General features: G+C 47.7%; 7 protein-coding genes. All 7 read left to right on the top strand.

What is annotated here, in order from left to right:
- Positions 1–771: 771 nt before the first annotated feature.
- Positions 772–1,173: an RrF2 family transcriptional regulator gene (locus tag I2H74_RS16740; protein ID WP_195575375.1), complete on the top strand. Its 402-nt coding sequence runs from the start codon at positions 772–774 to the stop codon at positions 1,171–1,173.
- Positions 1,174–1,370: 197 nt separating this feature from the next.
- A complete protein-coding gene (locus tag I2H74_RS16735) occupies positions 1,371–1,955 on the top strand; it encodes a hypothetical protein (protein ID WP_195575374.1) in 585 nt (194 codons plus the stop codon).
- A gap of 117 nt (positions 1,956–2,072) precedes the next feature.
- On the top strand, positions 2,073–5,996 hold the full coding sequence (locus tag I2H74_RS16730; RefSeq protein WP_229106762.1) for an InlB B-repeat-containing protein: 3,924 nt from the start codon (positions 2,073–2,075) through the stop codon (positions 5,994–5,996).
- Between the two features lie 452 nt (positions 5,997–6,448).
- On the top strand, positions 6,449–6,919 hold the full coding sequence (locus I2H74_RS16725; RefSeq protein ID WP_195575372.1) for a universal stress protein: 471 nt from the start codon (positions 6,449–6,451) through the stop codon (positions 6,917–6,919).
- Between the two features lie 95 nt (positions 6,920–7,014).
- Positions 7,015–9,342, top strand: a complete 2,328-nt coding sequence (locus tag I2H74_RS16720) for a glycoside hydrolase (protein WP_195575371.1) — start codon at positions 7,015–7,017, stop codon at positions 9,340–9,342.
- A 512-nt stretch (positions 9,343–9,854) separates the two neighbouring features.
- Entirely contained in the window at positions 9,855–11,291 is a 1,437-nt protein-coding gene (treP, locus tag I2H74_RS16715) for a PTS system trehalose-specific EIIBC component (protein WP_195575370.1), read from the top strand.
- Between the two features lie 48 nt (positions 11,292–11,339).
- Positions 11,340–12,963: alpha,alpha-phosphotrehalase (gene treC / locus I2H74_RS16710; protein WP_229106761.1), on the top strand; the 1,624-nt coding region annotated here is incomplete at its 3' end.

Below are 12,963 nucleotides of genomic sequence, written 5' to 3'. Positions count from 1 at the left end.
GGCAAGTGAAATCGTTAGGTGCTCTCGGTAAGGAGAGTCTACCTTACCTGCTGTTAATTGGGCTGAAGGCAATGCTGAATGATCCGAAGATACAAGCAGCACCATGATGAAAAGCACAGCAGTGAGCACGAGCATATAGGATCGAATCGAAGACATCTTGATAGCCTCCTGATCTCGAATAGGTATAACGCTGTGGAAAACACGGGATACACCCTATTATAGGCGGGAAGAAGCGAATTGTCAGTAAACTTCCATAGAGGATGTCGTTCAAAGGGATTAAGAGATTCTTTATTTCCTTATCTAGTTAGCGAATAGGTATAATGTTGCGCTGTTATTCCCCTGTTCGAAAGAGTACAACTGATATATAGAGTTATGGATAACAGAGTATAGAAGTTAGGAGGGGCGAATGCCGCGCCAATGTCGAATGTGTACAGATTGCATGGGAGCATCAGGAAATATTGACGGTATGCGCATGTATATGAGTCGCCGATCCTATGACCAATCATCCCCAATACGTGATGGGTTGGAAGTATTCTTGCAGCTCTCACTCCAAGTTCGACCATAAATGAGGCTTTTGTATAGTATGCCTATCCCATGAGATAGGGACAATAAAAGCTTCATTTCAACATTATAGAAGAAGCGTTGGATATGCAGGGCTGTGAGACTGAGAAGCAAGCTACAACATCACAGCGTATAGGACCTACACGGTGTACAATGGGCTGAAAATGCGTGTCAAACTATACTTCTATAATCAGGTATAAAGGGGATATTATGCAATTTCAAATTACGACAGACTATGCCGTTCGCATCATGCGCTACTTGTATCATCACCAGCATCAATTGTCGACAGCGAAGAATCTGTCGCAGGAGCTTGGCATCACGTATCAATATTTTATGAAGGTCATCAAGCGACTTAGAGAGGCAGATTTCGTTGAATCCGTGCAAGGCTGTGATGGAGGCTATCGCATGCATCCTGAAGCTAAGGACGTTACCTTATATCAGATTGTCGAAGTGATGGAAGGTCCTATTCGAATCAACCGCTGCTTGGAAGAGGATTGCTTTTGCAGCTTGAATGCAACGGCAACCTGTGATGTGCGCAAGATCTTTACCTCCCTTCAGAAAGAGTTGATCATGAAGCTTGAAGGCATTCGAATCGCAGATATTGGTCGATAGTCAAAAAAAGAGCGATGTTGGAAAGTGTTCCAGCAGGCAAAGTCTTACCATTCTAGCACATGGTTCGCATGGAGAAGCAGGATTTGTTTCTCCTTTATAACAATTGTGAAAATATGAACAAATAATCATATACGGCATGTTTTTTATGTTTGATATCATACCTAACAAGTCAAGTATCGGAGTAGGGAGTGAAGATAATGAAGAAGCCAGCGCAGATGCTCGCAACCAGCTTTATAGCTGCTATCATGCTGTTGAGCTTTCCTGATGGTCATGCAGATGCTTATTCGAATCATGAAGCACCGATAGAATCTCAATTGTCTATAGAGGGCACCAGATTGGAGAAGGACATCGAGAGTGCCTCTCAACCAGGAGCATTCTATACCCCGTCTGCACCGCTTGCCTTTTCAGCTTCGGCTCCTCCGAAGTGGTCTAAGAGGTTGAATCCTATTTGTGTTCCGGAGCTGTGGGCCACCGTTCAGCAAATCCGTGCAGATGGCCAAGCCTACTGGACGCTGGAATCCTGTGTTGACCCTAATGAGCTTCCTGTATGGAATGCTCAGCCGCCGAAGGGAACAATCATTCCGTATCCATGGAAGCTGGTGGAAGTGAAAGATGCTGGAGGCAAGCAGCAGTGGACCTTAGGGCTCGACAAGGAGCTTGCGGAGCAGATTCTGGAGCACTACGATCATGCTTTTATAAAAAAATATATTCCAAAGCTAAGCGATAGCGAGCTGGCAGCGCTCGTTTCGCAAATCTACTATTTAGAGCTGTGTACGGCTTAACATGGGGAGATGTCAGGATTAAAAGCAGGAGTAAAATGATTCGTAAATAAAATGATGTTACATTCGCGGCTGTTTCATCGCTGCACGAATTCAATTGACGTAGAAAGGATATTAGATATGAGGCTTGAGTACAAAAAAATAATGAGCTGTATCGCGATCACGGCTTTGCTAATGTCCAACTCTGTTGTGAGTGTGATGGCGTTGGAGCAGTCTGACGCTGTTTTAGAGTCGGAAGTCTCGCAGGATGTGCAAGATTTGCAAGCTGGGAACGAAGAAGCTTTGCCTGGATGGCAAATGGAACCGCCGATAGAAGCCGAACAGGAGACAGTAGAAGGTGCTGCAGAATCAGCACCTTCAAAACATGAAAACATTGATGGCAGTGATACAGAAACTGCCTTGCCAAGCGTTGAGGAGACAGTGGCCAAGGAAGAAGCAGCGGGTCTAGAGATCGAGCAGTCTGCGGCAACCTATCCAGAGGCGCCAACGGCATGGTTTGCCTTTGATGCTGCGGCTCCCCCGAAGTGGTCTACCCCGCTGGATGAGGCGTTGATCCCCGAACTTTGGAGCTTGATGAAGCGAACGGACGAGCAGGGCATTCCTTATTGGACGCTTGTATCTGCAATCAATGCCAATGAGCTTCCGGTGTGGAGTACCCTTCCTGTGAATGGTCTGATCGTACCACCGCCATGGGTGTTGGCAGAATGCCAAGAGAATGGCATCCGCTATTGGACTTTGCAAGATCCATCTATGCAAGTGACAAGGGCTTCGTTCGCACCTTCAGCCAGCATTAGCCTGCAAGATGGGCAGATATTGCATTTAAAGGAAGCAGATTCAAGCTATACGGTTACCAGTGCCAATGGACTTATCGAAACACATTTCTTCAATGAAGCAACCATCATTAATGCTTCCGGCAGTGTCAAGCTATCAACAGATGGTGCGGCAACCATTGGACCCATCAAGGGCAGTGCAGCGATCACGCTAATGAATGGAGCCAATCTAACGATAAGCACAACCGAACGGATTGGATTAGCCGCTAACAGCTTAACAGTTAACGGTGCTGCGCTTAACGTGACGGCTTCTGCTTCCGGCATAAAGCTGCAGTCCACGTTATTGATTAACGGAGGAAATGTAACTGGAATCAGCAAGGAGAGCGAGAGTGGAGGCTCTGGTGTAAATGCTGATGCTATTATGGTAAATAGCGGGCAACTGCAAGGAACGGGCATTTATGGCATCTATTCGCAGCTGCATGATGTAAAGGATGGAGCTTTTGTTCAAGGAACGGGAAGCAAAGGGAGCGGCATTTACGTCGGAAAAAAAATGATCGTGGAGGGTGCCAGCACGGAGGTAAATGGAACTTCTGCAAAGGGCCACGGTATCAACGTTTCAGGATATTTGGAGGTAAACGAATCGACCTTACATGGCATTTCGGTCGAGATTCCGAAAAATGTGTATGCAGGGATTTACGCTTACGAGCTTAAGGCAACGAATGCAACGATTGTAGGCCAAGGCATGAGCCATGGCGTCTATGTTGTGGGTGTAACGAGCTCGACGCTGGCTAACCCTGGAGTATTCGCGCTTACGAATAGTACTGTGACGGGAGAAGGCAAGACTGGGACCGGAATATATGGCAAGATTCGAGCTGTGAATTCCTGCATCACGAGCCATGGCGGTGCTGGAGGCATTCGAAGCAGCGGAGATGTCCTATTCTCAGATCAAACGATTGTAGAAACGACATCAAGCACGCCAATCGTTGAAGTGATCGATGATTATCACTACAGCGGATTGGTGGTTTACGGCAAGCTGCGGGTCGAGAACAGCACGCTGACAGCCAAGACGGAAGTCAATGGTGCAGGTCTTGAAGCGGCAGATACCGTTTCTTTTGTGAATAGTGATGTCACACTGGAAGGTGGACGTGAAGGTCTAGATATTGGAGATGGAATTGATGTCCCGAATGAAACGCTTTATCTCGATCATGCCAATCTGAAGATTGTATCTAAAAAAGATGGCATGAAAGCAAACGGCAACCTGCTCATGGAGAACGAAAGCACCTTGGATATCCTTTCGAAAAATTGGGGCCTGGAAGTTCGCGGCAGCACGCAGGTTGAAGACAGTCGGATCACGATTCAAGCAGAGAAATACGGGATACTGTACTGGCTGGATGATCGCAATCCGACCCCTGTGCATCATTTTATCAATAGTGATGTAACGGTTACGATGCTCACTCCCCTTTATAATGTGGGGGTATACAATTATGGGACACAAAACTTGCCAACCGGCTCCATTAGCATATCGGGAGGAACATTCAAAGTCCAGAATGACGATTTTGACAGTAACGGGGTTCACTCCATGTGGAGCGGTGTCTTCATAGAAATGGACGCAAAGGTCGAGGTTAGCGCGAGTGAGGTTCCGATGTATGTTAAGGATATTGCAATAGATCATGCCTCGCTTGCGGTTCGATTGGTCGGAGAGGAGAACGGACATGGAGGCGTATACGGTGCCCCAGATACGGTAGAACTCCCGGCCCTATACGCGCTCGGAGAAATATGGATTAGCCATGGTGGTTCATTAGTGGAGCAATATGTTGTTCCTGTAAGCAAGAAGCTTACCGCTGAGTCAAGCATGCCCTATGCAAGCGGGATGAACATAGCACATGTAAAAAATTATGATTGGCGCGTTGAAACTCCCGGGGAGGCTGCTCATGGAGTTGAGAGCCTTATCCAGCTTGAAGCATCGGATAATGGTGTGCGAGTCATCAATGGCTCAGGCACGGCCCAGTCTTTGATTGCTATTCGTACAGCGCCTATTCCGGGAGAAGCGATCAACCTGCAGGATACCAGTACGCATACCATTTTTATGACAGCAGACTTCGAGGGTCCTGCTTCTATGGAATATGAGGTTCAATTCGATACTAACGGCGCAGGAGCAATTGCCTCCCAGACTGTAACGGAAGGCACCAAGATGACGGAACCAGAAAGGCCTACAAAGGAAGGCTATTTGTTTGATGGCTGGTATGTGGATAACGGCACCTTTAATCAAAAATGGGACTTTGCAGTGGATACAGTATCAAGTAATATGACGCTTTATGCGAAGTGGACGGAAGCAGCGAAGCCTGTCTATACAGTTGCCTTTGACACAGATGGCGGAGGCAGCATCTCATCTCAGCAGGTTATTGAAGGCGGCAAAGTCACGATGCCGACTGATCCAGTCAAGTCGGGCTACACCTTTGCTGGCTGGTACACAGATGGCGGTACATTTAAGCAAAAGTGGGATTTTGAAAAAGACATCGTTGCCACACCTATGACGCTGTACGCGAAATGGATAGCTGCTACGACCGAGGGCGGCAATAATGGTGGAGGCGGTGGAGGATACTATCCGTGGCCGTACCCAGAGAGTGATAACAAGTTAGAGGAGCCGCAGCTTGAGACGGAGCATCATATCGTGTATGTGAAAGGCTATCCAAATGGCTCATTCCAGCCAAATGGCCATCTCACTCGCGCTGAAGCGGCCATGATCTTCTATCGACTGCTCACGGATCAGCACCAAGGTGGAAGCATGTCGCTATTCTCAGATGTTAAGAGCGGCGTGTGGTATACTGACGCGATCAATAAGCTGGCGTCGATGGGCATTCTGAAGGGCTATGATGATGGCAGCTTCAAGCCAAATCAAACGCTGACGAGGGCAGAGCTTGCCGCGATCACGGCTCGCTTCTTTGAACTCAATACCGCTTCATCGAAGGGATTTACTGACGTTCCAGCGAGCCACTGGGCAAGCGCCTATATTGCTTCCAATACGTCGAATGGCTGGATTGACGGCTATCCAGACGGCACGTTCAAGCCAAGCAAGGCGATTACGCGAGCGGAAAGCGTCAAGATGATTAACCGAATGCTGGATCGAAGAATGGATGAGAGCAAGCTGGAGCAATATCGCAACGCCTATACGGATATCAGCAGGCATTGGGCGCTGAACGATATTTTGGAGGCATCCATTACTCATGACTACACGCATGATGATACAGGCATGGAAATGTGGAATCAGGAGTAAGCGGGTCAGTCGAGGTCAACAAACAATTTTAAATTTCACAATAAAGAGGACCGCTGCAGGATAGTCTGCATTGCGGTTCTTTTTTTGTTAACAAAATCAGGATTGATGAAAAAGAGAATGTCATATATGATGATATTGATAATCATTATCAATAATTAAAAATTAATGAATGGATAGCGCGGGAAAGAATGGACGGTATGCTGAACCAGTACAACCTCATGCCCATGGCAACGATGTCGCTAAGACTTGCCATTTGGTTGATTGAGATACGAGTCCACGCCAAGTTGAAAGCGAGGGAAGACGATGAAGAAACGCAAACGATTTTTTCGAAGCCTTCAATAAGATAACGGTGAAGCGGCTGAAATGGATTAGCGATGCACAGGCTGCGATAGGACCGCCATGCTTTGTTATTCAACCCATTACAAAAACAAACATGGAAAGGTTGAGTAGCGATGTCACAAAAAATATTGGTTGTCATCGACGGAACAGCGCTGAGTAAACAAGCATTGGAGACAGCTCTATGTGTAGCGAAAAGGAAGCAGGCAGCCATTGATATTCTTTTTATGGAGAACAGAGATCTTCCAGCTTTATCATTTGGATTCACGATGATCACATCTCTATCCTTTGCAGGTTATGTACCGGTTGATCAGTGTCTTGTGGATCATCTCCTCTTGGTTCGACAAGAGAGCGAGGAACTACTGAAGCAGTTCCAGCGTGAGGCGGAACGCGAGAGGGTTGAATATACGATTATTTACATCGAAGGCCGTCCCTCCTCTAAAGTGGAGGAACTGCTTCAACAGAATCGCTATGAGTTTATCATTGTTGGAGATCAAAGAGTACAGAAGAATCGCAAGCGAATGTTTCGGCACGTAAACCGAAAAATGGATCAGTTTCAGTGCTGTCCTGTCCTCATTATGCAGTAGGCTGCGCCGAAAGAATCCACTTCGTCAAACTGCTGTAACATACACCCTCTATGATCAATGAAGAATACGAGATCATGTGAGAATAGAGGGATAAGATGAAGAAATTCATGCTGCTATCGCTATGCATGCTGCTGGTGCTGCCGCTGCTAACCGCATGTCGGGAGGACAAGATGCCTCAAAGAGACGAGGAGAAGCGAATCACGGTTAACGGAGAAGCAAGCCATGTGGCGCAGGACTTTACCTTTGACGTGAATCCAACAACCTTCGAAGTGACGATTGAGAAGGGTGGGGTAAAGGAACGGGCGTCGGAGCCGCTGCCAGAGATGAAGGTAGCTAATCTAGAGCGCGGAGAAGATTATATCTCGTGGACTTATCCTAAAGTGAACATGGAGGTATTCATCCAGAAGCAAGATAAATCCCTTGCCGTGGAACTTACCTCGACGGGAGCCAAGTCGTTTCAATGGCCGATCGTTCGCGCGGACAGCTATATGCTTCCGCTATGGGAAGGCAAGTATATCCCAAGCGACGATCCGAACTGGAAAGCCTTTTTGGAGGATGAGGACATGGTCTTCAGCGAATCATTCTCGATGCGATTCTTTGCACTCAACAAGAAGGCCTATACGATTACGTATCTGGTGGACAATATGTTCAATAACACGGTTCAATTTGATACGAAGAACAACATCCAGATGGGCTTTACGCACGAATTTCCTTCAACGAATAAGAAGAAATCGTACAGCTTCCGATTGTTTGTGACCGATACCGATCCGGTGCAGGTTGCTTCGCTCTACAAGGATCATGTGGTGAAGCAAGGGGAATTCAAGACCTTGCAGGAGAAGGCAAAGGATAATCCGAATATTCGAAAGCTGTACGGCGCCCCCCATATCTACTTCTGGGAAAGTAAGGCGATAACGGACGAGAACATCCATTGGAATCAGCTAAGGCCGATGCTTAACGCGAAGCTAATTGCTTGGGTTACCGAGCAGTTAAAGGCGCACACTGAGGATGGTTCGACCGAATGGCAGACGGTCATCAAGCAGGTTCAGGGTCAGGACGATGTCGATAATTATCAGAAGCGAGTCATTGTGCGAGGCTTGAACGAAGCCTTGAAGCTTGAGTCTTTCTACAATCCGAGTGTATTTACATCGGTGAGCAAGGAAGCTCAGGCCTATCTCGATCAAGGGATTGACCATCTGAGCGAGCAGCAGCTGTATGCGCTGAATAAGCAGCTAATGAAGGATGAGCTGAAGGATGCTGTGGATGGAATAGATGAATGGGGGAAAAAGAACTCGTCTAACGTGCTGGATCAACTGCACGAGGCCGGGATTAAGCAGGCTTGGATCGGGCTTCCCAACTGGGCGAATGGACTAATGAACCCAGATATGGTGAACAAAGCAGATCAGCTGGGCTATCTAATCGGGCCTTATGATTCCTATCATTCCATTCACGAGGTGCCGAATCGGGATTGGAATACGGCTTCCTTCAAGGATGCATCGCTGTATGAGAAAGCAACGGTCACAGGGAAGAATGGCGAGAAGGTAAAGGGCTTCCTTGGACGGGGAAGAAAGCTCAATCCGACGCTTGCCATGCCAAGCGTGAAGCAGCGCTTTGATGATATTTTGAAGGAGGGCATCCCTTATCGTACGTGGTTCATTGATTGTGATGCCACCGGCGAATTCTATGACGATTATACCCCTTTGCATATAACCTCGCAGGAACAGGATATGAAGGCGCGGCTTGAGCGATTGGACTATGTAGCAAAGGACAAGCACATGGTTGTAGGCTCGGAAGGCGGTAATGATTATGCGAGCCCTGTCATAGCCTTTGCCCATGGCATCGAGACTCCTGTCATCAAGTGGTCTGATCCGGATATGCGGAAGAACAAGGAGAGCTCTTATTATGTAGGCGGCTACTGGTCTCCGGATGGATCTGTGCCTGACCGTTACAGCAAGCAGGTCCCAATCAAGGAACTGTATCAGCATATCTATGTAGATCCTGCATACTCTCTGCCGCTGTTTAAGCTTGTATACAATGATTCGGTGATCACGACGCATCATTGGGAGTGGGGCAGCTTGAAGATTCAGAATGAAGTAGCGAATCGGATGCTGGTTGAATTTTTGTATAATGTGCCGCCGCTTTACCATCTGGACAGCAAGGAGTGGGAGAAGCAGCGGGAGCTTATTACGTCCCAAGTCAAGGCTTGGTCACCCTTCCATGAGAAGGCTGTACAGAGACCGATGACAGACTTCAAGGTGCTCTCTGAGGATCGGCTTGTACAAGCGACAACCTTCGGCAGCGATCTCAAGGTCATTGCCAATTTCTCCGATCATGACTTTGCTTATGAAGGAGCGACGATCAAGGCCCACAGCGCGCTGATTATGGATAGGGACAAAAAGATAGAAGTTACACCAAAAGTAAAATAAACGGACAAAGCAAGAAAAAGGCATGGATATCTGGTTCCATGCCTTTTTCTTTTAGGCGATTGAGGGTATCCATAAGTTATTAGATACAAGGATATTGCCGATCGAGCCTTTTCTGGTTTCTGAAAAATGGTATACCATGTGTTTCTCTCTCCGCTCATGTGGTTAATGTTAACACCAAGAGATCCATATGGATAATTAAACCATTTAGCTGCCGCTTCTACTTATTCAAACATGATCATGAAATTCATAAAATGGCGATCCTAATGATGCTGGAGGCGAGGCGGGAATGTTACTTTCGACTGTCAAAGGCCATACCAAAGGTATTAAGCACGATCGCTGCAGCAAAAATGATCTAGTGAACAGTCGAATCTATTTTTGACAACTTATATACATAAGTGTTTACAAACTCATATATATAAGTTATATTGTTTTTGTAAGCGGTACCACCCCTTTTATTAAAAGTTAAATCGATCGCTTTCATCGTATAAACTCGGAGTAAGGAGATGACAACCATGAGTAAAAACTATTCAGAAACGGCTCGACAGATTATCGAGTATATAGGCGGCAAGGACAACATCGAGCAGGCAGCGCACTGTGTAACCCGCTTGCGGCTTGCCATCAAGGATGAGTCGAAGATTGAGCAGGAGAAGCTGCAGGGCGTTGAGCTTGTCAAAGGCGCATTCATGAACGCTGGTGTGTACCAGATCGTCATCGGTCCCGTTGATGTAGAGCGTGTCTACGCCGAGATGATCAGACAGACGAAGATGCAGTCTGCTACTATAGCGGATGTGAAGGAAACGGGCTCGACGAAGCTGAATCCGATGCAGAAGCTCGTCAAAATTTTCTCTGACGTCTTCATGCCGATCCTGCCAGCGATTGTGACGGCAGGTCTTCTGATGGGAATTAACAACCTGATCGGCGCAAAAGATTTATTCTTCGAAGGCAAGAATTTGCTCGAGGTCTACCCGAATCTTGGGGGCTTGTGGGATTTAATCAATATGATGGCGAACACCGCCTTTGTCTTCTTGCCAGCACTTGTTGGCTGGTCTGCAACGAAGCGATTTGGCGGTAGTGAGATTCTCGGTATCGTACTCGGACTATTGCTTGTTCATCCTGATCTTTTGAACGCATGGAACTATGGTCAAGCAGCAGCAGGAATCGATGGCGCAAAGATTCCGTACTTTGATATTTTTGGTGTATTTTCGATTGAAAAAGTGGGCTATCAGGGACAAATCCTCCCTATTCTCGTTGCGGCCTATGTATTAAGCAAGGTGGAGCTTTGGTTGAAAAAGAGAGTGCCAAGCGCGATTCAATTGCTGGTTATTCCAATCACATCCATCGTCGTGACGGGATTCTTGGCGCTTGCCGTGATTGGTCCTGTTACCCGTCATATCGGTAACTTGCTTGCTGACGGCATCGTATATGTCTTTGACTTCGCACCAGTTGTCGGTGCGCTATTGTTCGGTGCATTGTATGCGCCGCTTGTCATCACAGGCATGCATCACATGTTTATTGCGATTGACCTGCAGTTGATTGCACAGAACGGCGGCACGTTTATCTGGCCGATGATCGCACTATCCAACATTGCACAAGGCAGTGCGGCACTTGCGATGTTCTGGGTAGCGAAGAAGCAAAATGATAAGAGCATGGCTTCCACATCTGCGGTATCCGCTTACTTTGGCATCACAGAGCCAGCCTTGTTCGGCGTAAACCTAGCGAACAAATTTCCGTTCTACGCTGCGCTTATTGGATCTGCGACAGCGGCGATCTTTATCACTTTGAATCACGTACTGGCGCCTGCTATTGGGATCGGCGGTTTGCCAGCCTTTATCTCCATCATGCCGAATTCGATGATCAGCTTCTTCATCGGCATGGCGATTGCCGTAGTCGTTCCAGTTATCTTGACCGTACTGATGTCGCGCTCGAAGCGCTTGAACAGCAAGGCCTAAGCCAAAGAGATCAACATTTGGGCAGGAGCACGTAGAGGAGAGATTTCCATGAAGCAAGAAAGCATGCACAACCAACTGGAGTTTTTAAATAGAGAGACAGAAACAAATCAAGATCCAAATCATGTGGAGCCTGCAAGTCAATCGAAGAAAGCCGCTGCTGAGAAACAAGCAGCAAAGAAGGATTGGAGACGATCCGTCGTGTATCAGATCTATCCGAAAAGCTTTAAAAACAGCGGCAGCGGTGCGACGGGGGATTTGAAGGGCATTGCAATGAAGCTCGATTATTTGCAGCAGCTCGGGGTGGATTATATCTGGATCACACCCATCTATAAGTCGCCTCAGCATGATAACGGCTATGATGTGAGCGATTATTATGCCATTGATGAGAGCTATGGCACGATGGAGGACTTTGAGCATTTGGTAGCTGAAGCGGCAGCTCGCGGCATTGGCATTATGCTCGACATCGTCGTCAATCACAGCTCAATCGAGCACGAATGGTTCCAAGCCGCAATCCAAGATCCAAAGAGTCCTTATCGCGGCTATTATATATGGCGCGACGAGCCGAATCACTGGGAATCCAAATTCGGCGGCTCCGCCTGGGAGAAGGATGAAGCTTCGGGGCAGTACTACTTGCATCTCTTTGACAAGACGCAGGCGGACTTGAATTGGGAGAACGAGGAGCTTCGCCAAGAGATTTATAAGATGATGCGCTATTGGGTAGAAAAAGGAGTCAGCGGCTTCCGCTTGGATGTCATTAACCTCATCTCTAAGGATCAACGCTTCCCGGATGAGCTGCGGGAAGACGGAAGCTATGGCGATGGCCGCAAATATTATACAGACGGACCGCGCATTCACGATATGCTTCAGGAGATGAGCCGCGAGGTGTTCCAGGGCACTGACCTGCTGACGGTAGGAGAGATGTCCTCTACCTCCATCGATCACTGTGTGAAATACTCGAATCGGGATCGTCAGGAGCTGTCGATGACGTTTAGCTTCCATCACTTGAAGGTGGATTATCCGAATGGCGAGAAGTGGGTCAAGGCAGACTTTGATTTTGAACAGCTGAAGAGAATCATGTCAGACTGGCAGGTTGGCATGCATGCAGGAGGGGGCTGGAATGCACTGTTCTGGTGCAACCATGATCAGCCGCGCATCGTGTCCCGCTTTGGCGATGATGGCGAATATCGCGAGCGATCTGCGAAGATGCTGGCAACGTCGCTGCATATGCTGCAAGGGACGCCTTACATTTATCAGGGTGAGGAGATTGGCATGACGAACCCTCATTTTGACCAGCTGGACCAGTATCGAGATGTCGAGACGCTCAATATGTACCGTTTGTACCGTGAAGAAGGGCGTACGCATGATGAGCTGATGGATGCCATCAAGCAGAAATCACGCGATAATTCACGAACGCTCATGCAGTGGGATGATTCTGCCCATGCCGGCTTTACGGAGGGAGAGCCTTGGATCGAGGCTGCTCCGAATTACAAGCACATTCACGTAAAAGAGGCGCTTGGCCGTAAGGATTCGGTGTTTTATTACTATCAGAAGCTCATTAAGCTTCGCCATGAGCTTGGTGTTATGACGGAAGGCCGTTATGAGCGTGTGGATCAGGCCGATCCGCAGGTATGGGCCTATGCACGAACGACGGATAAGGAAGCGCTGCTTGTTC

This window comes from Paenibacillus sp. 1001270B_150601_E10 (assembly GCF_015558675.1).
Classification (GTDB): domain Bacteria; phylum Bacillota; class Bacilli; order Paenibacillales; family Paenibacillaceae; genus Paenibacillus_B.
Note: the sequence above shows the minus strand (reverse complement) of the source record. Positions and strands in the feature narration are given on the sequence as shown.

Excerpts from the sequence above, each read along its gene's own strand:
- I2H74_RS16740 (WP_195575375.1), top strand. The coding sequence starts at position 772 with ATGCAATTTCAAATTACGACAGACTATGCCGTTCGCATCATGCGCTAC.
- I2H74_RS16735 (WP_195575374.1), top strand. The coding sequence starts at position 1,371 with ATGAAGAAGCCAGCGCAGATGCTCGCAACCAGCTTTATAGCTGCTATC.
- I2H74_RS16730 (WP_229106762.1), top strand. The coding sequence starts at position 2,073 with ATGAGGCTTGAGTACAAAAAAATAATGAGCTGTATCGCGATCACGGCT.
- I2H74_RS16725 (WP_195575372.1), top strand. The coding sequence starts at position 6,449 with ATGTCACAAAAAATATTGGTTGTCATCGACGGAACAGCGCTGAGTAAA.
- I2H74_RS16720 (WP_195575371.1), top strand. The coding sequence starts at position 7,015 with ATGAAGAAATTCATGCTGCTATCGCTATGCATGCTGCTGGTGCTGCCG.
- treP (WP_195575370.1), top strand. The coding sequence starts at position 9,855 with ATGAGTAAAAACTATTCAGAAACGGCTCGACAGATTATCGAGTATATA.